General features: G+C 37.0%; 24 protein-coding genes and 1 riboswitch. Of the genes, 19 read left to right on the forward strand and 5 right to left on the reverse strand.

The annotated features are described in order from the left end of the window. The first annotated feature begins 37 nt into the window (after positions 1-37). Positions 38-1,339 carry a glycoside hydrolase family 73 protein gene (locus JNUCC76_RS02275; protein WP_454155453.1) on the forward strand — a complete coding sequence of 434 codons (1,302 nt, stop codon included), beginning with the start codon at positions 38-40 and terminating at the stop codon, positions 1,337-1,339. A 357-nt stretch (positions 1,340-1,696) separates the two neighbouring features. Further along, positions 1,697-2,662 carry a GRP family sugar transporter gene (locus tag JNUCC76_RS02280; RefSeq protein WP_454155455.1) on the forward strand — a complete coding sequence of 322 codons (966 nt, stop codon included), beginning with the start codon at positions 1,697-1,699 and terminating at the stop codon, positions 2,660-2,662. An 81-nt stretch (positions 2,663-2,743) separates the two neighbouring features. Here JNUCC76_RS02280 and greA read toward each other — a convergent pair whose 3' ends face one another. From greA to JNUCC76_RS02295, 3 genes are all read right to left on the reverse strand, one after another. Then, positions 2,744-3,226: a transcription elongation factor GreA gene (greA, locus tag JNUCC76_RS02285; protein ID WP_454155457.1), complete on the reverse strand. Its 483-nt coding sequence runs from the start codon at positions 3,224-3,226 to the stop codon at positions 2,744-2,746. 55 nt (positions 3,227-3,281) lie between these two features. After that, positions 3,282-5,891 (reverse strand): YfhO family protein, encoded by a 2,610-nt coding sequence (locus JNUCC76_RS02290; protein ID WP_454155459.1) that lies wholly within the window; start codon positions 5,889-5,891, stop codon positions 3,282-3,284. Positions 5,892-5,979: 88 nt separating this feature from the next. After that, positions 5,980-6,597, reverse strand: a complete 618-nt coding sequence (locus tag JNUCC76_RS02295; protein ID WP_454155461.1) for an SDR family oxidoreductase — start codon at positions 6,595-6,597, stop codon at positions 5,980-5,982. 124 nt (positions 6,598-6,721) lie between these two features. On the opposite strand from JNUCC76_RS02295, the gene JNUCC76_RS02300 reads away from it, so the two are divergent. The 14 genes from JNUCC76_RS02300 to JNUCC76_RS02365 all read left to right on the forward strand — a co-directional run bounded on the left by JNUCC76_RS02300 (position 6,722) and on the right by JNUCC76_RS02365 (position 19,587). Then, on the forward strand, positions 6,722-7,873 hold the full coding sequence (locus JNUCC76_RS02300) for an AAA family ATPase (RefSeq protein WP_454155463.1): 1,152 nt from the start codon (positions 6,722-6,724) through the stop codon (positions 7,871-7,873). Then, complete coding sequence (locus JNUCC76_RS02305) at positions 7,870-9,027, forward strand: vWA domain-containing protein (RefSeq protein WP_454155465.1); 1,158 nt, start codon at positions 7,870-7,872, stop codon at positions 9,025-9,027. Before JNUCC76_RS02300 ends, JNUCC76_RS02305 begins: the two co-directional genes overlap by 4 nt. Continuing rightward, on the forward strand, positions 9,024-9,314 hold the full coding sequence (locus JNUCC76_RS02310; RefSeq protein WP_454155467.1) for a hypothetical protein: 291 nt from the start codon (positions 9,024-9,026) through the stop codon (positions 9,312-9,314). The genes JNUCC76_RS02305 and JNUCC76_RS02310 overlap by 4 nt, the downstream gene beginning before the upstream one ends. Further along, a complete protein-coding gene (locus JNUCC76_RS02315) occupies positions 9,311-9,817 on the forward strand; it encodes a hypothetical protein (RefSeq protein WP_454155469.1) in 507 nt (168 codons plus the stop codon). The genes JNUCC76_RS02310 and JNUCC76_RS02315 overlap by 4 nt, the downstream gene beginning before the upstream one ends. Before the next feature lie 350 nt (positions 9,818-10,167). Continuing rightward, on the forward strand, positions 10,168-11,343 hold the full coding sequence (locus JNUCC76_RS02320; protein ID WP_454155471.1) for an ABC transporter substrate-binding protein: 1,176 nt from the start codon (positions 10,168-10,170) through the stop codon (positions 11,341-11,343). A gap of 57 nt (positions 11,344-11,400) precedes the next feature. Next, positions 11,401-12,279, forward strand: a complete 879-nt coding sequence (locus JNUCC76_RS02325; RefSeq protein ID WP_454155473.1) for a branched-chain amino acid ABC transporter permease — start codon at positions 11,401-11,403, stop codon at positions 12,277-12,279. After that, complete coding sequence (locus JNUCC76_RS02330; protein ID WP_454155475.1) at positions 12,279-13,253, forward strand: branched-chain amino acid ABC transporter permease; 975 nt, start codon at positions 12,279-12,281, stop codon at positions 13,251-13,253. The genes JNUCC76_RS02325 and JNUCC76_RS02330 overlap by 1 nt, the downstream gene beginning before the upstream one ends. Beyond that, positions 13,225-14,010 (forward strand): ABC transporter ATP-binding protein, encoded by a 786-nt coding sequence (locus tag JNUCC76_RS02335; RefSeq protein ID WP_454155477.1) that lies wholly within the window; start codon positions 13,225-13,227, stop codon positions 14,008-14,010. Before JNUCC76_RS02330 ends, JNUCC76_RS02335 begins: the two co-directional genes overlap by 29 nt. Beyond that, positions 14,007-14,720, forward strand: a complete 714-nt coding sequence (locus JNUCC76_RS02340) for an ABC transporter ATP-binding protein (RefSeq protein ID WP_454155478.1) — start codon at positions 14,007-14,009, stop codon at positions 14,718-14,720. Before JNUCC76_RS02335 ends, JNUCC76_RS02340 begins: the two co-directional genes overlap by 4 nt. A 37-nt stretch (positions 14,721-14,757) precedes the next feature. Then, positions 14,758-14,848: riboswitch (TPP riboswitch) on the forward strand. Between the two features lie 124 nt (positions 14,849-14,972). Next, on the forward strand, positions 14,973-15,752 hold the full coding sequence (thiM, locus tag JNUCC76_RS02345) for a hydroxyethylthiazole kinase (RefSeq protein WP_454155480.1): 780 nt from the start codon (positions 14,973-14,975) through the stop codon (positions 15,750-15,752). Beyond that, positions 15,745-16,578, forward strand: a complete 834-nt coding sequence (thiD, locus tag JNUCC76_RS02350; protein ID WP_454155482.1) for a bifunctional hydroxymethylpyrimidine kinase/phosphomethylpyrimidine kinase — start codon at positions 15,745-15,747, stop codon at positions 16,576-16,578. Before thiM ends, thiD begins: the two co-directional genes overlap by 8 nt. After that, positions 16,571-17,209 (forward strand): thiamine phosphate synthase, encoded by a 639-nt coding sequence (gene thiE / locus JNUCC76_RS02355; protein WP_454155484.1) that lies wholly within the window; start codon positions 16,571-16,573, stop codon positions 17,207-17,209. Before thiD ends, thiE begins: the two co-directional genes overlap by 8 nt. A 119-nt stretch (positions 17,210-17,328) precedes the next feature. Next, positions 17,329-18,735 (forward strand): NAD-dependent succinate-semialdehyde dehydrogenase, encoded by a 1,407-nt coding sequence (locus tag JNUCC76_RS02360; RefSeq protein WP_454155486.1) that lies wholly within the window; start codon positions 17,329-17,331, stop codon positions 18,733-18,735. A 111-nt stretch (positions 18,736-18,846) separates the two neighbouring features. Then, positions 18,847-19,587 carry a DUF1003 domain-containing protein gene (locus JNUCC76_RS02365; RefSeq protein ID WP_454155488.1) on the forward strand — a complete coding sequence of 247 codons (741 nt, stop codon included), beginning with the start codon at positions 18,847-18,849 and terminating at the stop codon, positions 19,585-19,587. A 49-nt stretch (positions 19,588-19,636) separates the two neighbouring features. Here JNUCC76_RS02365 and JNUCC76_RS02370 read toward each other — a convergent pair whose 3' ends face one another. After that, positions 19,637-21,448: a M3 family oligoendopeptidase gene (locus JNUCC76_RS02370; RefSeq protein WP_454155490.1), complete on the reverse strand. Its 1,812-nt coding sequence runs from the start codon at positions 21,446-21,448 to the stop codon at positions 19,637-19,639. A 232-nt stretch (positions 21,449-21,680) separates the two neighbouring features. Here JNUCC76_RS02370 and JNUCC76_RS02375 point away from each other — a divergent pair, with 232 nt between their 5' ends. After that, complete coding sequence (locus tag JNUCC76_RS02375) at positions 21,681-22,610, forward strand: alpha/beta hydrolase (RefSeq protein ID WP_454155492.1); 930 nt, start codon at positions 21,681-21,683, stop codon at positions 22,608-22,610. A 49-nt stretch (positions 22,611-22,659) separates the two neighbouring features. On the opposite strand, the gene JNUCC76_RS02380 is transcribed toward JNUCC76_RS02375, so the two are convergent. Next, positions 22,660-23,064 carry a Fur family transcriptional regulator gene (locus tag JNUCC76_RS02380; RefSeq protein WP_454155494.1) on the reverse strand — a complete coding sequence of 135 codons (405 nt, stop codon included), beginning with the start codon at positions 23,062-23,064 and terminating at the stop codon, positions 22,660-22,662. Between the two features lie 128 nt (positions 23,065-23,192). Between JNUCC76_RS02380 and JNUCC76_RS02385 the strand changes: the two genes are divergently transcribed. Both JNUCC76_RS02385 and JNUCC76_RS02390 read left to right on the forward strand, forming a co-directional pair. Beyond that, complete coding sequence (locus JNUCC76_RS02385; RefSeq protein ID WP_454155496.1) at positions 23,193-23,870, forward strand: VIT1/CCC1 transporter family protein; 678 nt, start codon at positions 23,193-23,195, stop codon at positions 23,868-23,870. Positions 23,871-23,886: 16 nt separating this feature from the next. After that, the gene (locus JNUCC76_RS02390; RefSeq protein WP_454155498.1) at positions 23,887-24,570 is read left to right on the forward strand and encodes a VIT1/CCC1 transporter family protein; all 684 of its coding nucleotides are present in this window, start codon (positions 23,887-23,889) and stop codon (positions 24,568-24,570) included. Positions 24,571-24,642: the final 72 nt, after the last annotated feature.

Here is a 24,642-nt window from a genome sequence, read left to right on the forward strand (position 1 = left end):
TAGCCGCTTTATTACGCTGTAAGAGGTGAGATGAGATATGCAGTCCAGAAAAGAAAGACATCAGCATGAGATCAAAAATGCTGAGGCGATTGAGAAAGGCCTCGATCCATTTGCTGATACAATGAATAGTGGGAATAAGAGCGGTAACCCTAGGAAAAAACGTAAAAAGCCTAATCGTCTGATATTACTTTTGTTACTTTTAGTCATAGTGATAGGTCTGTTTTTCGGATTAAAAGTGTTATTGACAGATAATACAGCTGCATTAGATCCGAATGACACAACGTTTAAAACTGTGAAAATACCATCCGGATCTACACCCTCTCAAATGGCAAAAGCATTGCAAAAACAGAAAGTTATTAAAAGTTCTGAGGCCTTTTACAAATATTCATTAAAGCACGGTGCCGAAGATCTCCAAGCAGGTACTTATAAAATATCGCCTTCTCAAACTGTTCAATTGATTTTCAAACAGATGACGTTAGGGCCTAATGCTGGCCCACAATTGGGCAAAGGATACGTTTTGGTAGCAACAGGTCAAGATCAGACGGCTATTGCCAAAAACGTTGCCAGTGAGACTAAATTGTCACAAGATAAAGTAAATAAGGCATTTAGTGATAAATCTGTTATTTCTAAAATGAAGACAAAGTATCCGGATTTATTGAAAAATATGTCTTCTAAGAGTAACTTGGCTGATTATGTTTACCCAGCTGCCTATGATTTAAATAAAGTGACAGATGTTACTGATTTAATGACGAAATTGTTGGCAACTTCAGATAAACAACTAAAGTCTTATTATAAAGACTTGAATAAAGATGGTATAAATAAGCCTGCTGTTATAACATTGATGGCTACTTCGGGTAAAAGCGAATTTGAACATCGTTTGGCTTTTGTCAATAAAATTGCGCCATATGCTCAGACACTCAGTAAAAAATATGGTATCTTAGCATCAATATCGATAGCTCAAGCAGCACATGAATCAAACTGGGATAATTCAAAGCTATCATCTAAATACAATAACTATTTTGGTGTTAAAACTCAGGATGAGACAGCAGGGAAATCAGTTGTTTTGGAAACGACTGAATATGTTGATGGGAAACCTGAGACACAAAAAGCACGTTTTGCTGTGTATAGCGATTGGAAAGATAGCATGAAAGAACATGCTGAGACATTAGTGAATGGTAATACTTGGAATCCTACTCAGTTCCAAGATGTGTTGGATGCAAAGAACTACAAGGAAGCCGCTAAAGCTCTGTATAAAGATTCATATGCAACAGATGTTAATTATCCAAAATTGATTATAAATTTGGTCGAGACATGGAATTTACAACGTTTTGATAAATAAAAATATACCCGATTATCTAGAATATCTAGATAATCGGGTTTTAATATACGATATTACTAAATATGTTTTCAATATATATTTCTTATTTAATTTTAATATTTTAAAAAATAATGTAAATTTACAAAAATCATCTTGTAAATGATTGTATTGTACTTAATATAAGTAAGTGTGTACCAGTAGTAATCAGGATTATCAGTAATATTATAACGTAAAATTTTTAAGAAATTAACAAGTATTTGAAAACGGTTACAGAAATTGTAAAAAAGGCTTGTGTAAACGGTTTCACTAATGTAAAATAAATAGTGTGAAAAAGTGATGTTTTACAGAACATCATATGGAAAAGGAGCAATATTTAGCATGAGTTTAGCAATCTTACTGGCCCTAGTGCCGGCACTAGCTTGGGGTTCCGTTGGAATCGTCAATACAAAAATGGGAGGGACAGCCGGTCAACAGACATTAGGCATGACCTTTGGTGCTTTGATATTTGGCCTAGCAACAATGTTTTTCTTTGTAATGCCACACCACATCGAATTAAGCAGTCATATTTGGGTTGTCGGTATCGTTTCTGGTTTGGTTTGGGCAGTTGGAACAGCAGGACAGTTTTTAGCCATTAAGGATTTGGGCGTTTCACTTGCTATTCCATTGTCAACAGCTGGTCAAATTGTAGCAAATGCTTTAATGGCGGCCGCTGTCTTAGGCGAATGGAAAACTGCTAAAATGTGGGCAATCGGTGTGATTTCAATCATTACGGTCGTTATCGGTGCAACTTTGATTTCAGCTCGTGATAAAGCAAAAAACAGCGCAGGAATTGAAGCACAAGAGCAAAAAAAGGACTGGACTAAAGGGCTTATCTACCTGATTGTTTCAACTATTGGATTCATGTTCTACTTTGTTTTACCAAACTTCTTAAATAAAGTTGGTTACATCTCTGATGCAATTAAAGCAAGTGGTAATGGTGTTGATTATATGACTGCCATTGTTGGACCACAAGCTATCGGTCAAGTTATTGGTGCCTTTCTAATTGTTGTCTTCGTTCTGAAAGAATCAAGTATCATGTTTAAGTTACCAACTTGGCGTAACATTGTAACAGGTCTAGTTTGGGCTGCTGGTAATATTTTCATGTTCATCTCAGCTGCCAATCCTGATGTTGGTCAAACCATCGCGACAACATTCTCACAATTAGGTATTATTGTTGGTACTTTTGGTGGTATCTATATATTAGGAGAGAAGAAGTCAAGTTATCAAATGAAGTTAATTGTGATTGGTACAATATTAGTTGTTATTGGCGCAATTATCATCGGCAATATTCATACTTTCGCATAATATAAAACGTCTGAACCAATGTTCAGACGTTTTTTAATGCAATAAAAAAGCACCTGCCTAGGTGCTTTTTGAACACTGAAATTATTTAGTTACTTTAATAATTTCAACGTCAATACTAATACCATTTGGTAATGGAACAGCAACTGTTTCCCCGACCTTTTTACCAATTAAGGCATTAGCCATTGGTGACTCGTTAGAAATTTTTCCTGCCAAAGGATCAGCTTCTACAGAACCAACAATAGCATATGTTTCAGGTTCTTCATCTGGTAATTCTTTGAATGTTACCGTCTTGCCCAATGAAACTTCGTCTTTAGCTGTTGCATTAGAATCAATGATTTCAGCATTATCAATCATATTTTTTAATGTTTGAATACGTCCTTCAACAAAGGCTTGTTCATCTTTAGCTGATTGATATTCTGAGTTTTCTGATAAGTCTCCGTATGATCTTGCAATTTGAATACGCTTTGTAATTTCTGGTCGTTGATTAGCAATAAGATCTTCCAACTCAAGTTGAAGTTTGTCACGGCCTTCAGCAGTCATTGGATATGTTTTTTCTTCAGACATAAATGTTTCCTTTCAATTTGCGCTTTTTTCCGCAAAATATAACGGAAAAAGCATATCATGTGTGGATTTTTTTTGCAATAGATTTTCGATTAATTATTAACAATAGCCATAAGGCGAGTAAGCTAATTATCACACCGTAATAGAAAAGAGGTGGTGTGTAAACAAAGGATATTTTATGAAGGCCAGGTCTCATTTTTACTGCTATAAAATAGTTAGCTACTTTGGTTGTTTTGACTATCTTACCATCAACCTCAACTTGCCAGCCAGGAATTGACGGAATAGTTGTCATAACGAGTGGCTTCTTGGTCGTTGTTTTAATAGTGCCTTCAATGCGTCGCTGTGAGCGTTTGCTTATCTTTAGACCATTCTGTTTCAGATTAGTCGAATCATTGGTAATTCGCTTATTATCGATGTGATACAGAGTAACATTTGTCAGCGCTAGGGTCTGGGTATCTTTAAGCCTGAACGTGATAGTTTGCAGTTTATTTTTTGCATTTGTAGCCAAATTAACAACAACAGTGTGTCGGTAGGTATTGAATTGCGTGATTACCTTGCCGTTAATTAATAAATCAAAATTTTTAATGTCTAATCCGCTACCAATCGTCAGATAATAACTATCATTAGTTGTGGGCGTAAATTGTAAGTCAAGACTTGCAGGTTTTGCAGCATTTTGTCGAGTGATAATTGAACCAGTAATCATACTTGGTGCAGTAAGGTTATTTCCGATGGATTTTTGGAAGTTATCAACATGAACAGTTGAGGTCGTTGAGCCTGTTATACCTTGCCAAAGATTACCTTGATTTTGGAGTGGATTATTAAAAAGCATTTTGGTATTCAATGCACCGGAACTAGCTGCAAATGCTAGTGGCAAAGCATTTTTATTTTGATAAACATTTGTGGTTTTGGTAGTGGCCTTAAGCTTGTAATTTTTGGTATCAGGACGAAAACCGATTAGATGTTGGCTAGGCTGACCAGCGTCCCCATTATCTTTATCATTCGCCGTGATAAAATACTTCATCCCCAAAAAGGCATCAGATAATACGCTACCATTACTATAAACAACGTAATTATCACCATCCGGTTGACCAAAATTACCAAAGAAAGTTGGTGTTGCTTTTGGTAAAGCAGAACTAAAATGAGCACCACCGTAATAGTTAAGCATCATTGAGTCGCCACGTGTTCGTTGGAATGTTTGTGCCACGCGATACCATGAGTGATCTTTTTTAATTTTTTTATTTGCGTCGGTAAGGGCGCGAATGGCATTTTGATATTCGGTGTTTGTAAGATATGAAAAATGATTCAGTGTTAATGCTACATTGGCGCCAAGAGAAACGATGGTGATTAGACTAAGCAGTGGCAGCCAAATACGATCGTGACTTTTAAAAGTAAATTGGGCTAGCGTTAATAAAGCTAATCCAATAAAAATGGCAATGCTATTATTGTCTATATAGCTTGTTTTTTGATCATTTATACATGCATATACCGTGATGCCTACAAAAGAGATAAATAGCAAAACAAGTGTTATTTTTTGAGGTCGCCAAGTCGGCTGCCAACTCATTGCAGCTAAGTATATAACAAAAAAACTAATTAGAAAGCTAAATCGGTAAGGATACCAAACCGGATATTGAAAACCATGAAAAAGTAAGGTTAAGGGCGCCCACGTTGTTGCCAAGATGAGAAAACTTAAAATAGCAAACGCACCAATTTTGACACGCCAATGTATGACACGAGTGGTAATAAAGGTAATCAATGTGATTAAAATAAACGCGCTAACATAGAAATTGGCTTGACCACTCTGCATTTGGTCAAAATCAAAGCTACCCGGAATTAACTTGAGAAGTAGATGCAATGGATTGTTATCAAATTTGAAAGAAAATTCGGAATTATATTGTGATTTACCAAGCGTCAATTGGAAGTAGGTGGGCAAAATAAGCCACGCAGACAATGCGCCACCAATAATAGAACCAAGAGTAAAGTGCCATAAAATAGTTAGACGATGTTTAACATTAGGCCATGTGAGGCGCCACAAAAAATAAAGAACAATAAAGATGGCTACCATGAAGCCAATATAATAGTTCGTAATGATAGTAATAGCAAGTAAGACGCTATAACGCCACCAGGTTTGACGATAGAATATTTGTTCAAGTTGATAAATTACAAGTGGCAGCATGACAGCTGTATCAAGCCATAATAGGTTGAGATTATTAGCGACAAACCAACCAGATAGAGCAAAGTTAATGGCAAAGAGGGTAATATAGTAGCCATGTTGTAAATGCAATTTTTTTAAAAGGTAACTCATTGAGAGACCAGCTGCACCAATCTTTAAACAGATAACCAATAGAATTGCAGCAGGTAAATTAGCGTTTGATACCAAAAGAAAAATGAAGTTAAATGGGCTCATCAAATAGTAGGCCCATTCACCTAACATATCTCCACCTAGTGCGTTTGAAAATGAATAGAAGAAACTGGATGGGTGTTGTAAAATAGTGTATTTGAATGCTGCAAATTGATCAATGTATTGTTGACCAAGATCAACAGTCAGGATAGAATTGGAACCAAAGGGTGCCATTTTCCGATAAGCAAAATATCCGATTAGAACAAGAAAAGGAATCCAGAAACTGAGTGCAAGCGGTGAAATTGTGTATTTTTTAATTTTACTTTTCATAAGTATTAGCATACCAAATTTTATTTAAATTGAGAAAAATTAAAACCAGAATCTTCTTTCTTATTAGAAAATTCTGGCCAAGTAATTGTTATTTAGTTGAAGAAATCGCAACAGATTCTGCAATATGTTGCTCGGGATTTAATAGTAGCTGAGCAACAAACTCTGCGACACTTGTTCTAGTGATTGGGCCACCAATAATTTTTTCGTGAGGATCAGTTTGAACATTCAGTTGTTGCATTTTATTATCATCAGTTAATTCGTTGGGTCGAATGATTGTATAGTTCAATTGGGACTCTTCGATGCGCTTAGCTGCAGCAGCTTGATCTCCCATGTAGGTGTTTTCATTGTCTGGGGTGCCCAAAATGTTACGCCAAATGTCAGCAGTTTCGGTAGGTATCTCATTGTAAATACCGATTGTTGCGACCCAAATTAAACGCTTAACGCCAGCAGTGTGCATTGCGTTAACTAAGGCATTAGCGGCGTTTTTTTGTTGACCTTCTGCACCAATATTTGCATAAACAATATCAATGTCTTTTAGCGCACGAACCAAGTTTTCTTCCTTAGTAGCATCAAGTGATTTGATTGACTTTTCAGGGCGGGCGTGAAGAGAAGTTAATGTAATTTTTGTATCGGTATTTGCCAGTATGTCAACCACTATTTTAGCAATTTGACCGTTGGCACCGAGAATTAAAATGTTTTTTGTCATGCCTTCATTTTAGCACGATTGTTTGTGTTGCGGTAGAATATACTTAGAAAGGGTATAGAAATAAACGTGGTGATAATTATTAGCTTTTAAACACGTTTATCTATACATAAAACATGAGGTTTATATGAGTTTAACTTATCAAAAATTACTAGTAGCTGTACCTCTAATTTTGCGTGGCGGTAACGTGCCAACGATTGTGGGAGAAGCTGGCATTGGAAAATCGGCCCTTGTTGCTGAAATAGCTAAAAAATTGAATGCGAAACTTTTTACAACGGTGGTTTCACTATCTGAAAAAGGAGATTTAGCAATTCCAATCCCACCTTTGAATGAGACATCATTCTTGCAAACTAAAAATTATGGTCGATTGGCTGATATTAAATTTGGTTATACACACACTTTGATACAGATTATAGAACAAGCAGAAATCGAGCCGGACCGAACAATTATTTGGTTTTTAGATGAATTCAACCGAGGATCACAAGCGGTACAAGGTGAACTAATGAATCTTGTTTTACAGCGACAAATTAATGATCTGGTATTGCCTGATAATGTTAAACTCATTCTCGCAGAAAATCCTGATGATTCAATGCAAGGGTTTGAGAATGCTGAATATGCGGTTCAAACATCTGATGCAGCGATTAAAGATCGAACCACTCGCCTTGTCATGACCGTTTCAGTTCGTGATTGGTTGAAGTGGGCCGCATCTGGAACAAATCGGCCGCATATACACGACTTGGTCCGCCAATTTATTGCCGAAAATGCTGAATTATTGTACCCAAAAAACCGAGATATTGACTTGAATCCTACCCCGCGTGCGTGGCAGCGCGTATCTGATAATTTATTTCAGTTTCAAAAACTAACCAAAGAGCAGCAAGATGAACTGTTATTTGATATCATAGCAGGAGATCTTGGAGACAACTGTGCCACACAATTTGTGACTTTTGTTCAAGAAAAAACAACTAGTCTAACAGCAGAAGACGTCTTTAATTCAACACCAAGTGGTCCGAAATTACCACAGATAATACGTGAAAAATTCCAGAGTTTTTCAGAAATTCAAAAGCTGAACGTGATGAAAACTTTATTATTAACGGCAGATATGAGACTAGATAATAATGCTGGCCGTTTCAGTGAGTTACTCAATTTGATTGCTCCCGATGGACAGTATGCACTGGTAAAACAAATGACGAGCGCGCCAATTTTGGATGATTTATATGCTTCTGATAATCATTACGCCAACGTGTTATATCAACAGATTATGGATATTGCTACACGATGAAATCAGAGAATGGCAAGCTAATTATTGATGGTATTAAAACATTGCTCGATGTATCACCCCTCTACGGTAATATTGTGATGAACTTAGTCCGAGAGGTGAATCCACAGGCTGCTAATCCATTGGCGTTAAAATGGCAAGGACACCACTGGTACTTGGTGGTTAACCCTAATTTATTAACGGTTCGTTTTACATCACACAACCAGGTTGCTGCTGCGTTAGCTCATGAGGCTTTGCATGTTATTTGGCAGCATCCGACTCGTTATGCGCAAGAACGAGAACATAATCAAATGGTTGATATAGGTACTGACTTAGCGGTCAATCAATACTTACCAAGTGATTTGGGTGAACTACCTGGTGCAATATCGTTTCAAACTATTAATGAACTCTATCACGTTAAATTACCACACAATCAGGATTCATCGACCTATATTTCTTTGTTGTCAGAAGTTGATCAAAAAAATTCACAGGTAAAAAAGAAGACTTTGCCAAAACATACGGAATGGCAAAGCGCGAGCAATGCAATAGAAGAAGCTGAGTCTGCATTGAAAAATGTGATAAAAAAAGCCAATGATGATACGAGATACGCTGGACGTGGTAATGTATCGGGTGCTGTTTTGCAACAAATTAGTGAGGTTGTCGTACCAAAACGTAACTGGAAAAGCATTTTGCGAACTGGTATCAGTCAAGCGCCAAATAAAAAGAAAGATTCACGAGCTAGGTTTAATCGCCGACAGGCTTATCGACTTGATCTACCAGGAGAAATTAGTCGTTATGATGCTGAAATTGCTGTTTTCATTGATAATTCTGCATCAATATCTAATCCACAAGCAAGTGAGTTTTTAGCCAATGCCATGCAGATAACAAAACAATTTGATATTAACGTGCATTTCTTTTCGTTTGACACGAAGGTGTATCAAATTAAAAATACAAAAACTTGGCAACGCCATGCCGGTGGTGGGACAACTTTCCAAAGCATATTTGATGCACTAATTGCTTTAAAATTTTCCCCTTTGCAAACACTGGTAGTTATTTTTACGGATGGCGATGGTGAAAAAGAGTTGATTCAAACCAAATTTAAACATGTGTATTGGTTACTACCAGAAGGACAGACATTAAGCATACCATTACCATTTGGAAAGGTTATTACGCTATGAAATTAAAACCTCGAGATCTTAAGAGTTTTATTGATAAAGACAGGCGTTACAAGCGGGCAGAAGCATTACTGATTGGGCAGTGGGAATCATTGCTATTAAGTGAGCCGTGGGACATGACGATGATTACACGAGCCGATGTTTCTTTTGCCAAAACATTAAGCGCAGCAAAGGTTGTTAAAACAGATGTTGATTTGTCGACGTTTAAGGGTGTACAGGAATTTATAAGTCACAACAATAGTCGGCTATCACCAGACGTTATTAAACTATTAAAGGAGCCATTTTTATGAAAATAAACTTAGTATTAGCACCAGAACAGCCGGTTTCGGAACTGTTAACATTACAAAGTGCTCAACCGCAAAATGTATTTTATTTAGGGAAAATTTCTCAACTTGCAGGGACAAACCTGCTTATCATTGATGCACAGAATGTAGTTGCAAAATTTGCCCGTCCTATTGGATTTGAGAGTCGAGCAGTTATGGGGCAATTTAAAGGGAATGTTGTCCATCAAATTGCTTTTCAGGCTAAAGATAACAATGATGAATTGATTGCAAAGTTATTAACTGGAAATGCCATTATGGCTCAAAATGATAATGGTAAGTCAGAGTATATGATTTGGTCATTCTGGTCTACTCACGATGAATTAGCACGTTTTTTAGCTAGTGAAATCTATCAACAAATGCACGATTTGATGAAAAATCCGTATACTACAACTTATCAGCACGTGACTGATGCATCGCAGTTGTCTTTGACTACCAAAATGCGTGACTTTGACAAGGAGTGGTGGGGATAAGTAATTACGAAGGCTAATTTTCACATTTTTATCGTGTGAATCCTGATATGTTCTTGACAATATTTTTACTGGCCTGTATGATATTAAATATTAAGAAATCAGGAGGCAACACATCATGCAAAACTTGAATCAAAAATATAACTCATCTCAAGCCCTCCTTCTCCTCCTCATGCTGTAGTCATGATGAGGTTTTTCGCACTCATGACTAACTGGAATCAGTGTTCATGGGTGTTGAAGTGATGAGTATAACTGCTGTCATTATTAACGTTTAGTAAACCATGAATTTTGGTATTCATGGTTTTTTTGTTTGCGAAAAGAAGGAATTGAGAGAATAAATTGGAGAAGAAAGTATGAAAAAAATTGTAATTGTCGGCGCTGCGTTTATTGTTGCTATTGGTGGTATCGTTACATTTGGGATAGTCAATAAGTCTAGCAAAGCATCAACATCAAATGTAATCAAAATTGGGGGTGTCTTTGATACATCCGGTGACGCTTCCTCATATGGAAAGGCTGAGCAAGATGGTGCTAACTTTGCTATAAAGCAAATTAATGCTAATGGTGGTGTTAAAGTTAACGGAAAAAGCTATAAGTTTAAAATCATTAACAAAGATGCTAAGACGGACAATACTGAAACAGCTTCGGTAACAAGTAGTTTGATTAACAAAGAAAAGGTCAGTGCTATCGTTGGTCCCGTGATTACCTCTGGGGTTCAAGCAGCAGTGCCAGTGGCAACTCAGGGTAAGACGCCGATGATTTCACCAACTGCTGGTGCAGACAACATTACTTTGCAAAAGAATGGGAATGTCCAACCTTACGTATTCCGCGCACAATACAAAAATTCTTTTATGGGTATAAAGATGGCACAATTTGCCACAGAGACTTTAAAAGCAAAAAATATTGTGATTTTCCAGGACAATTCTTCCGATTACGGTACTGGTATCACATCTGCATTTAAAAAAGCCTTTAAGGGTAACGTCGTAGATGTTGAATCTTATCAAGAAGGTACGAAAGACTTTCAAGCAGTTTTGACAAAAATTAAGGATAAAAAGTTTGACGCAATTGCTATCAATGGCTACTACACTGAGGGTGGTGCAATTTTGAAGCAAATGCGTGATATGGGGATTGATGTGCCGGTTATTGGACCAGATGGTATTGGTGATGCTAAAACGGCTGAAATTGCAGGAAATAAAAATACAAGCAATGTTTATTATGCGGCACATTTCTCAGTTGATGCACCAGCTACTAAGGCTTCAGCACCATTCGCCAAAGCTTATAAAAAGGCTTACGGCAAGTATCCATCACAATTTACAGCTTTAGCTTATGATTCGGTTCGCATGATAAAAACAGCTATTGAAAATGAAAATTCAACTAGCAAATCGGCAATTACTAAGGGATTGGCTAACTTGAAAAATTTTGATGGTGTAACTGGTAAGATGTCAATTGACAAAGACCACAATCCTGTCAAATCAATGGTTATGGTTGGCATGACTGATGGCAAAGAGTCATCTGCCGTAGTTGTTAAGTGAACGCGTTTTCTAAGAAACGTATGAAACTAATGCGTTTTATAATATTTTGAGGTTAAAATGACTACTTTCATTCAACAATTAATCAATGGTCTTATGCTAGGCAGTGTCTATGCGCTACTAGCTTTAGGCTATACAATGGTCTACGGTATTATTAAATTAATCAATTTTGCACATGGTGATGTATACATGCTCGGTGCGTATTTTGGCTATTTTTTCATTAAGGTTTTACATTTAAATTTCTTTATAGCATTAATTCTCGCAATGGCAGTAAGCGCCATTATTGGTGTGGTCATTGAGTATATTGCCTATCGACCATTGCGTCATTCTCCAAGAATTGCGGTTCTAATCTCCGCTTTAGGCATCTCTTTTTTGTTAGAAAATGGCATGACTTATTTATATGGGTCAGATCAACGTTCATTTCCACAGGCGATTAAGACAGTACAATACCATTTTTATGGTATACAAGTTTCAAATATTCAGTTGATTATTGCTGTAACTTCAATAGTTTTGATGCTGTTATTGACTTACATTGTTAAAAATACAAAAATGGGTCGTGCGATGCGGGCAGTATCCGCGGATCCAGATGCAGCTTCATTAATGGGTATCAACATTAATCACACAATTTCATTTACATTTGCAATTGGGTCAGCATTGGCGGCGGCTGGTGGCGTTTTGATTGGATTATATTATAACAGTATTGACCCATTGATGGGTATGACACCTGGGTTGAAAGCTTTTGTTGCCGCGGTTTTGGGCGGTATAGGCATTATTCCAGGGGCAGCAGTAGGTGGTTGGTTAATCGGTATATTGGAAACAATGGTTCAAGCGACAGCTTTTTCAGATTACAAAGATGCGATTGTGTATGCAATGTTGATTGTCATATTGCTTATTAAACCGACTGGTATTTTAGGGAAAAACAAGCGGGAGAAAGTTTGATGGATCAAGCGCATATTAAATACACGTTATCATGGGCATCTTTGGCTGCAATGGGGTTCATTTTGATATTCGTAGCTCAAATGGTTGGCCTTATTGGTCATTATGGCATCACAACGATTGTACTTATTGGCATTAATATCATTGCTGCACTGGGACTTAATCTAGTGGTTGGTATTTCGGGGCAGTTTTCGTTAGGGCACGCTGGATTTATGGCTATCGGTGCTTACGCGACAGCATTAGTTATGGAAGTTGTTCCTGGTATCAGTGGCTTTATTTTGGGAATGACCGCGGGTATCGTAGTCAGTGGCATAATTGCCCTAATTGTTGGTATTCCAACTTTGCGTTTACGTGGTGATTATTTGGCTATTGCAACATTAGGGTTTGCTGAAATTATTCGAATTGTCATTATGAACTTGAAAATAACTAACGGACCAGCTGGTATTTTTGGCATCGCACCTTTTGTGAGTTGGCAATTAGTTTATATATTAGCAGTTATAACATTGATTATTGTGGTCAACTTTGTTCGTAGTATGCCTGGGCGAGCTATTATTGCCGTTCGTGATAATGAAATTGCTGCCGAATCCTTAGGAATTAATACAACTAAATATAAGGTAATTGCTTTTGTGACTGGGGCACTATTTGCTGCTATGGCTGGTAGCTTGCGTGCAAGTTTCATCCAATCTATTGCGCCTAAAGACTATGCTTTTATACAAAGTATTATGATCTTAATCATTATTGTAATAGGTGGGATTGGCTCAATGAGTGGGACAGTTGTGACAGCAATTGCATTAGGTGTGTTAGATACAATGTTACAAAATTTTGGTTCGTTGCGTATGGTCATCTACGCTGTTATTTTAATTACTGTGATGCTGATTAGACCTCAAGGTATTTTTGGTAGTCGAGAACTATCATTAAAGAAATGGTTATTTGATGAAGGAGACGGACATGGCTCAGACAATTCTGAAAACGCGTGATTTAAGTATCCGTTTTGGAGGTGTAACTGCTGTTGATGGTGTTAATATTGAAGCTTCCGAAAATGAGTTAATTGGTTTAATTGGGCCAAATGGTGCAGGTAAAACCACATTATTTAATTTACTAACAGGTGTGTATTCACCTAGTGAGGGAGAAGTACTCTTATTTGATGGTCAGCGGTTAGCTAATGTCAATCGTCAATCGCCTGCAAAAAGGGCTCGATTAGGTGTTGCGCGCACTTTTCAAAATATTCGCTTGTTTGAAAGTCGAACAGTATTAGAGAATGTTATGATTGCCATGAATGCTAATACTCAGGCACATGTATTCAGTTCATTGTTTCGTTTACCTTCATTTTATAAAAATGAAGAGCAACTAAAAAACGAAGCTCGTAAGCTGCTAAGTATTTTTGATATGCTGGAGGTACAAGATACGCTGGCAACAAACTTACCATATGGGCAACAACGACGTTTAGAAATTGTTCGGGCACTGGCCACAAAACCTAAAGTCTTATTTTTAGATGAGCCAGCAGCTGGTATGAATCCACAAGAAACGGCTGATTTAACACGTTTAATTAAACAAGTTCAACAAGAGTTTAAGATGACCATTATTTTAATTGAGCATGATATGAATCTTGTTATGGCTGTCAGTGAGCGATTATATGTATTAGAGTACGGTAAGTTATTAGCCAGTGGCACACCATTAGAAATACAGCAGAATGCCGATGTGATCCGTGCATATTTGGGAGAAAATAACGAATGAGTGCAGTACTGACAGTTGAAAATTTAAACGTAAGTTATGGTGCCATTAAAGCGGTACAAGACGTTAACTTTGTGGTGAACAATAACGAAATCGTATCACTAATTGGTGCTAATGGCGCTGGGAAAACTACAATTTTACGTACGATTTCAGGCTTAGAAAAAACCACTAAGGGACGTATTTTATTTGAAAATCAAAACATATTAACTATGAATTCAGAGCGAATTGTTTCAAGTGGAGTTGCCCAAGTGCCAGAAGGACGGCGCGTTTTTTCTGGCATGACTGTTCAAGAAAACCTACAGTTAGGTGCTTTTACTCGAAGCAAGGGCATTAACTTGAAAGATGAATATGCACTTATTTACGATCAGTTTCCAATTTTAAAGGAGAGACGTAATCAAGATGCGGCGACTTTATCTGGTGGTGAGCAACAAATGCTAGCCATGGGTCGCGCATTAATGGCACAACCAAAATTATTATTGTTGGATGAACCTTCCATGGGCTTGGCACCGCTATTTATTGAAAAAGTTTTTGATATTATTAAAAATGTTAATGCACAAGGAATGACAGTATTAGTAATCGAACAAAATGCGAATCAAGCGCTAAAAATTGCGGATCGCGGCTATGTTTTGGAAAGTGGCAAGATTACGATGACAGGTACGGGAGCAGAGCTACTTGCATCAGATGATGTGCGCAAGGCATACTTAGGCGGTTGATTATTCATATAAATTCAGGTACACTGAAGTAGAATTAAATAAATATCTGGGGTGCCCAAGCTGGCTGAGAGATACCCATTGAACCTGATTACGGTAATTCGTGCGAAGGAAGATTATAATAATGAACTATTCTGGTGTATAAATATGCCTATTTAGCCGTTAACTAATCTTTTCTGATAGTTAGCGGTTTTTTTATTCATTAATGTTAATTTTAAAAACACGAAGCCAAACAAGAAAAAAAGGAATTTAATCATGAATATTACAGATGTTAGAATGAAATCACCTCTTGTCCTTACTTATGCAAATTTTGTTACACCACAATTTGTAGCCAATGTAGTTAATGTTGTTGGTGCCTCACCGTTAATGAGTCGCGAGCTAGCAGAATTTAAGGAATTAGCCGGAATTGCCAATGTAGTGATTATTAACACAGGTACGCTTCAAAAAGTAGAAATTAACGATATTATTAAACTTTCTCAGGAAGCATACCAATTAGGCAAGCCAGTCGTATTAGATCCGGTTGCTGTCTCAGTTCCATTCAGGTCTAAAGCTATTACACAATTTTTAGCATCTGGTCATGTTGATGTTATTCGTGGCAATGCGGCCGAAATTGCTTGGTTTGCCGATATTGATTTTGCTAGTCAAGGTATTGATGCTACTGGAAAAGGGGACGTAATTGAAATTGCACAGCGTGCCGCCAAAAAAACAAGTGCAGTTATTGCGCTAAGCGGTTCTTGTGACGTTGTCAGTGATGGTCAATACACACAAACACTTGATATAAATGTGGAACAATTATCTTCTATTGTAGGTACAGGAGATGCCTTATCATCATTAATTGGCGCGTTTATTGCTGATGAGCTAAAGGTTTCTAATGTGATGAATGCAATGGCTACATTCAAACTTGCTGGACAAAAAGCCGCCACAAAAACGAATCAACCAGGTTCTTTTACCAATCAATTATTAGATGAATTATTTGTTATTGATAATATCGATGTTCAAAAGTTTATTGAGAAAAGTGTGCTAAATTATGGTTAATAAAACGCCCCAAGTTTTAACAATTGCTGGTATGGATAGTAGTGGTGGTGCTGGAATTAGTGCAGATTTAAAGACGTTTGCTGCCCAAGGTGTTTATGGCGCTAATGTTATTGTTGCTTTAACAGCACAAAATACGATGGGTGTACAGCAAGTTTCGATGACCTCACCATCTATGATCCATGCCCAATTAAAATCAGTGGCTGATGACTTAAAAGTAAGTGCTGTAAAAAGTGGCATGCTTGGTGATGTGGCTACAGTAGAAGCAGTGGCTGAATATTTACAACAAGCAGATTTTGGTGACTATGTATTAGATCCTGTAATGATTGCCAAGGGAGGCGCTCACTTATTGAGTGATGAGGCCATAGTTGCTATTAAGTCTAGTTTGATGTCGTTGGCAACGCTCATTACGCCTAATAGGCCAGAAGCTGAAGTCTTAAGTGGGTCAAGCATTACTAACCATGAGGATGTCATGCAATCAGCTTTAAAGATACAACAATTAGGAGCTGAAAACGTATTATTAAAAGGCGGGCATGCCTCTGGAAAAGATGTTTATGACTATATTCTACTAGCTGATGGTAGTCATTTTTGGCTTAAAAGTTCACGGGTAGATACAATTAGAACTCACGGGACAGGGGATACAATTTCTGCGGCTATTACTGCACGTTTAGCTTTGGGAGATGATATGGAAACGGCTATTATTCATGCAAAAGCTTATGTTGATGCTACCATTCGTGAAGGTATCGATGTTGGTCATGGTCATGGGCCGCTTAATCACCAAGCAATAGTGACTGACAGGCATTTTCCAGAGGTACTAGAAAATGTTTGATCCGAGCATATTAGTAAATTATTTTGTATTAGGAACTCAGGACACCAATGGAGAGAGACATTTTTTTGAAGTCTTAGAGGAAGCACTGCAATCAAAAATCAGTGTGTTTCAATATCGAGAAAAAGGTCAACTTGCTTTAAGTGGATCGGAGAAATTACGAGTGGCCAAAAAAGTCCGGCAGCTAACAGCTGACTACCATGTTCCATTGATTATTGATGATGATATTCAACTAGCACATGAAATTGATGCAGAGGGTGTTCATTTTGGGCAAAAAGATGGCGATATCATCAATAATATTCAATTATCTGGAAGTCTAGCTGTTGGGGTGTCGGTGTCTAACGACAGCGAATATAAAAGAATAGAGAATATTAAAGGGATTGATTATATCGGAATTGGTCCTGTTTTTGCGACAGTAAGCAAATTGGATGCAAATCCAGAGATTGGGATTGAAGGGTTGCAATATTTGACAAGTAAAAGTAAATGGCCAAGTGTGGCAATCGGTGGCATATCAGAAACAAATTTGTCATCAGTTTTATCTACGGGTGTTAACGGTGCTGCTGTAATCAGTATGATTAGTCAAAGTGCAAATATAAGCGCTACCTTAAAATATTGGCGTTCTTTACATTTATAAATAATGTGCTTTGCTGAAAATATCACAAACAAAATATACTTTGCGAATGAATGATGGTGTTATAGTAAGGGTGTTTAGAACAGAAATGTAATTTGTTAATTGAAGAAAGGTCGAATAAAATGAGCTATCAAACAATTAATCCCTTTAACGACGAAGTTATTCAAACATTTGACAATCATGATGATGCTTATGTTGAGAAAGCCATTGCCGAAGGTCATGCACTGTATAAGAAGTGGCGCAATGACCCGGCTAGTGGCCGTGCAGAGATATTAAACAAAATTGCTGACTTGATGGAAGAAGATGCTGATCATTTAGCTAAGGTACTTACTATTGAAATGGGTAAGCGATTTATCGAGGCTCAAGGTGAAGTAGCGTTAAGTGTTTCAATTGCTCGTTACTACGCCAAAAATGGTGCAGATTTTCTTAAGCCAGAACCAATTAAATCCTCGATGGGGGATGCGCAAGTAATTTCGCGCCCCACTGGTGTATTGATGATGGTTGAACCATGGAATTTCCCTTACTATCAAATTATTCGTGTATTTGCACCCAATTATATAGCTGGAAACCCAATGCTTTTGAAGCACGCAAGTAATACGCCAATGGCTGCATCCGAATTTGAAAAAATTGTTGAACGGGCTGGTGCACCAACTGGTGCTTTTGCTAATTTATTCATTGATTATGATCAAGTGAATAAAATTATTGCTGATGATCGTGTACAGGGAGTGGCGTTAACTGGTTCAGAACGTGCCGGACAATTAATTGCTGCCGAAGCTGGTAAAAATATGAAACAAAGTTCGCTTGAACTTGGTGGAAGTGATCCATTCATTGTTCTGGATGATGCTGATTTATCTGAGATTAAAAAAATTATCGGGGGTGCTCGTCTATACAATGCAGGGCAGGTATGTACTTCGTCTAAACGGTTTATTGTAACCGAAAAAAATTACGATGCAGTACTTACAATGTTAAAAGATGCCTTTACTGAAGCAAAGCTAGGTGACCCATTGTTGGAAGATACGACATTAGCACCATTAAGTACCAGCAAGGCTAAGAAGAACTTGACCAAACAAGTGAAAGCGGCGGTTGATGCCGGTGCCACTCTTGAATATGGTAGTGTTGTCCAAGATAAGCCAGCTGCGCTATTTGATCCCGTTATTTTAACTGGTATCACAAAAGATAACCCAGCGTATTATCAAGAGTTCTTCGGTCCAGTTGGACAAGTATACAAAGTGAAAGATGAAGAAGAAGCAATTACACTAGCTAATGATTCTAATTATGGCTTATCGGGCGTGGTCTTTGGTGGTTCACCTGAGCATGCAACAGAGGTGGCTTCTCGTATTGAGACAGGCGCTGTTTATGTAAATAGTTTTGGTGGCACGTTGCCTGAGTTACCATTTGGTGGTGTTAAAAATTCTGGCTATGGACGTGAGCTAGGACGCTTTGGTATTGAAACCTTTGTGAACAAGGAACTTATTGTTACTAAAAAGGAACCAATTGATTTAGATAATGCTTTTGGTGGATTTGTTTAAAAACTACTAATTACCGGTTATCGCTGGTTAAACGATTAGATCTCGAATAATGCTGAGATTTAATCGTTTTTCGTTACTTTAAATTGAGAAGTTGGTTGGAAGGGATAAATAATGACCAGTATGCATAGAAGTTTTACCTGTTTTGTGGATGGTGAAGAAAAGAATGTTGTCGATGGTGTCTTATTGGCAGAACTAGATATTGAACTACAACAAAAGATAAAGCATGATTTTCCTGACAGCATGTTAGCAGATTTTATTTGCTTTGATCATTTGCTTCAATATCGTTTAGAAAAAATTGATAAAATGATATTGGAGAAGCATAGAACAAATAAACATATTAATAACAAACTAACGCACATATTGACAGATAAAAGTTTTAAAGTTGTTAATGTGAATAAGAATCAAAGAGAATCCTATACATTTGGTCAAAAAATAGCAGATAATGTCGCACATTTTGGTGGTAGTTGGGGATTTATTATTGTGTCCATTTGTGCAATGATTATGTGGATTATTACCAATATTTTTCAATTATTCAACATGCATTTCGATCCCTATCCCTTTATCTTATTAAACCTATTTTTGAGTATGGTGGCCGCATTACAGGCGCCGTTAATACTAATGAGTCAGAATCGATCATCTGATTATGACAGATTGCACGCAGATAATGATTACCATGTGAATTTAAAGACCGAGGAAGAGATGAGGGTACTGCATGCTAAAATTGACCGTATTATTCAAAAAGACAACCCCGATTTATTTGAAATTCAAAAAATGCAAACAAAAATGCTTGGAGAAATACAAAAACAAGTCAATGAGCTACATAATCACCAAAAAATTAGAAATGTTGACTAATAAAAAGGCCTAGGTGTTATACACTTTAGGCCTTTTGTTTTGTCTATTTTCATTTTACAAATTGTTCAGAAAGTGACAAGAATTCGTTAATATCTTTTTTAACCAAATCGGCACCAGTCTGCCAAAATTCTGGTTTCGTTAAATCAACACCAAGATGCTTTTTTGCTAATTCTTCTGAAGTCATATTAGCAGTGTCACGTAGCAAGGCAATATATTTTTCTTCAAAATTGTCACCATCTTTTTGTGCTTGTGCGTAAATGCTTGATGAGAATAAATAACCAAATGTATAAGGAAAATTATAAAATGGCACAGAGTCAATGAAAAAGTGCAATTTCGATGACCAGAAGTGGGGATGACGGACATCTAAAATACCATCAAAGGCTTCTTTTTGTGCATTGTCCATTAATTCATTCAAGCGCTGTGGAGTGACTACACCATTTTTACGTTCAGTGTAAAATGCATCTTCGAATAAGAAACGTGCATGAATATTCAGAAACATAGCGATTGGATTTGTCATTTTTGCATCTAATAGGACAACCTTTTCTGCATCTGTTTTTGCAGCAGTGACATTTGCATCATTAACAATTAATTCAGCAAATGTTGATGCAGTTTCAGCCACGTTCATAGCATATGCATCACGCCAAAATGGTAAATCAGTTAGCTGCGCAGAGTGGAATGCATGACCCAGTTCATGGGCAATCGTTGCAGCATCATTTACAGAACCAGTATACGTTAGGAAAATACGAGACTCATGTAAATCTGGGACTGATTCCATATAGCCACCAGGTTGCTTACCAGGCCGGTTCTCAGACTCAATCCAGTTATTTTCAAAAGCCATTTGCGCAAAAGAAGCCATTTTGGGAGAAAATTTTCCAAATTGTTCGATAATGAATTTGGCAGCATCATCATAGGAAACATCTTCAGGTTCGTAGTCACCAATGTTTGTTAAAGGAGCAACTTGATCTTGCCAACCCATAGATTTTAAACCAAGTAATTGCTTTTTACGCTCAAAGTATGGCTGAAACATATTTTTATTGGCATCAACTACTTGCCACATGGCATCTAACGTTTCACGAGACATACGATTTATTTCTAGAGGTTGCTCTAAATGTGATTGGCGTCCATGAGCCTCTTGATTTGTTAAACGAAAACCTGCTAGGTGATTCAAAGTATCACTAGTAAGATTTTCGGCCTTTTCCCACATTTTTTCATAGTTTGCCATAATATTGGCCCGAACATTACTATTTGGTTCACCATCTAACATATTCAAGGCTTGACCAGCCGAAATTTGACGAGTTTTACCATCTTCATCTGTATAGTTCATTGATAATGAAGCTGAAATAGTATCGTAATGTTGTGACCAAGCTTGTTGACCATCAAGATCGAACTTGTTGATTAGGTTTTCTGTCTGATCATCAAGTAAGCGCTTAGCATTATTACGTAACTCTGTTAAATAAAAAGCAATTGGAGCGAGACGTTCAGTTTGAATAGCGTTATCAAAATTTTCATCATTTAGTTGTGAAAGTAATTTTTGAAACTGGTTCAATGGTGATGAGAAGGATACCCACAAATTTCCTAATTTATTGAAATGAGGACCATATACACTATTTCCATAATCTACTGATGACAAGCCGTTAACAAAGATATTGATAGTTCCTATTCCAGCACCGATTTCTTGTGCTAAGTCGGAAAGATTAGTTAATGCTGTGAAATGTTCATCTTGTATACTATTGTAATCAGATACCATACTTTTGAAATCATCAATTTGTTTTTCGACTAAATTATACTTTTCAGTCAATTGAGGTGAAGTTATTCCACCGGGAAAGATGCTTTCTAAATTCCATTTTTGTGAGTAGGTCACGTTATAATACCTCGCTTTCTCTATACTTTATGATACCATTCTTAACCAAATCCTAGTGATAATAATTAATTAAAAAAATTTTTTAATGTGTATGGAGTTATAACTAACTTATTTTGTATTATAAAAATAAAATAAAGTGAATTGTCTAATTTATTTTTAATTTCAAAGTGTTTGCTCCATTCGCAAAACTAGCGTAAAATTTTAAGGATTGATGATAAGGGAAAATTTGTCTATGAAGAAGATATACAAGTGGTTGATTGGAATTTTAATTATTGCTAGCTTGCTATTATTAGCTGCTGGGATGTATTTTTTTCAAGTTGCTGAGGTGCGAAATGTAGCGTCTAATTATCCAGATAAATTACGAAATAAAACAAATCCACTTTATCATTATGAGCATGATTTTTTAGCTCGTAAGAAGCAGATTTGGACGCAGAAAACTACTGATGGATTAAAATTAGATGCATGGTATGTACCGGCTCACAAACAAACAAATAAAACAGCTGTTCTAGCACATGGTTGGCATAATAATAAAACAACAATGGCTATATATGGTGAACTGTTCCATGAATTAGGTTATAACGTATTAATTCCAGATAATCGTGCACATGGTGACTCTCAAGGTGAAATGATAGGTTATGGATGGCTAGACAGAAAAGATTATCTTGGTTGGACAAATCAAGTTCTTAGAAAAAATGGTCACAAATCAAACATTGTGATGTATGGTATGAGCATGGGAGCGGCAACAGTCTTATCCACTTCTGGTGAGAGAGCTTTGCCAAAACAAGTAAAGGCAATTATTGCTGATTCTTCTTATACTAGTGTTATGGATGAAGTGAAGCATGAGGCAGGGGCTATGTATGGGCTTCCTTGGTTTCCTTTGGTAAATATTGTTTCTGGAATTTCAAAAGCACGAGCGGGTTATTCGTATGAAGAAGCCAGCCCTTTAAAACAAGTAGCTAAAAATACGCGGCCGATATTTTTTATTCAAGGTGGAGCAGACACATTTGTACCAACTAGAATGGTCTATCCCTTGTACAAGGTTTCAAAAGGGCCAAAGCAATTATGGATTACAAAAGGATCCAAGCATGTCCAAAGTTTTCATGATTATCCAGTTGTCTATAGAGAAAAAATACAACATTTTTTAGAAAAATATGATAAATAAAAACGATTAACTATATTCTAGTTAATCGTTTTTTGGTTTCGCAGTAACACTATGAATCTTCTGATTGAACACCGTAGACCTCGACATGATATCCAGTAATATTTAAACCACTAGCCTTACGTGCTGCATCAAAAAGAGGCGCCATATCAAAATTATCTGCGTCAATAATTTCGTTAGTCTGTTGATTAATGATGTGATAATGTGGTTCACCATAATAGTCAAAGTGACGTTTACCGTCATCGTGAATATCAATAGCAATAATCAATCCTGTTTCAATAAGTTTGTCAAGTGTGTTGTAGACTGTTGCCAAACTAATGTTGCTCAAATCTTCATGAATCATTTCTGCTGTTGGATGAGTTTTGTGTGTAACGAGATATTCTAAAACAGCCATGCGTTGAAACGTGGCTTTCAAACCATGCTCTTGCAAGATTGTACGCAATTTTTGATCAGTCATAAGAATCCTCCATATTTACTTACTATTATAACATGGTGATATGTAGAATTGTTCCAAATAACTTGATTTATTTAATATCTTGAGTTAGAATGTATATTAGAATAGTTCTAACAAAGAGGGGGAGAGTTATGTCTGAACAAGCAAGTTTTATGCAAAAAAATAATATCATTCGTGCCGCAGTAATGGGCGCTAATGATGGAATTTTATCAGTTTCTGGTATTGTACTGGGTGTGGCTGGAGCCACAAGCAATACGGGCACAATTTTACTCGCAGGGTTTGCTGGTATGCTAGCAGGGACTGTTTCTATGGCGATGGGAGAGTTTGTATCTGTTAATTCTCAACATGATGCTCAAGAAAAAGTTCGTCAAGTGCAAACAAAGGCTATTAATACAAATTACGATGATGAATTTGATTATGTTCAAAAAAAATACGAGGATACGGGTATATCTTCTGATTTGGCTAAAAAAGCGACACAAGAAATGATGGATAATGATCCACTAGTAACAACAGTTCGTGAACGCTATGGTTTTTCTTTGAATCAAGAATTGAGTGCGAGTCATGCAGCATTAGCATCTTTGATTAGTTTTCCAATTGGGTCGATATTGCCAATGATAGCTATTTCTTTAATACCACAAGTTGCTCGAGAAATGGCGACGTTTGTTGCAGTTGTCATTGCTTTGGGGATTACTGGTTATGCTGCAGCTCATGTGAACGGTGCTGATAAAAAGCGTGCGGTCGTTCGAAATATCATTGCCGGTATATTTACCATGGTTGCGACATACCTAATTGGTCGCATGTTTAGATAATGGGGAGTCTGACAAAATGGAAAAGGTTGAGAAACATGAAACAATGGACGAAAGATTGAATGCAATTCGTGCGGGCGTTTTGGGTTCAAACGATGGCATTTTGACAGTTGTTGGCGTTTTGTTTTCAGTAGCTGCTGTAACGACGAGCCATTTTGCAATTTTTATTGCAGGATTAGCCGATTTGGTGGCTTGTGCTTTATCAATGGCTTCTGGTGAGTATGCTTCAGTTAGTTCACAGTCTGACAGTGAAAAAGTAGCGGTGGCTACCGAAAAAGAATTGTTGAAGACAGATATAGCTGGTCAACATCAGTGTGTAAAGAATTTTTATATGAATCGTGGTGTGTCTGAAAAAACAGCTAGTCAAATAGCAGATGAACTATTAGCAAAAAGGCCATTGGAGACCGTACTAAGTATTAAATATGATATTACCTTAGGTCATTACATGAGTCCGTGGTCAGCAGCATGGGCATCTTTGTTTTGCGCAGCCATTGGTGGTGCTTTTCCCTTACTTACATTATTGATGGTACCGGGGAAATATCAATTTATAGCTACCATTGGTGCAACAGTGGTTGCTGTCGCTTTGACTGGATTTTTAAGTGCGAAAATTTCGAATGGTTTGGCGAAACGTGCCGTTATACGTAATATTATTATCGGATTGATAACAATTGCTATTCACTTCGGTATTGGTAAGATATTCTAAGTAGTTTACTTTTTGGGAAGAGTTATAATTTTTAGTATTTTTTTCATTAAAGTTGCTGAAAACAAGCTATGT

Source organism: Leuconostoc sp. JNUCC 76, assembly GCF_053667755.1.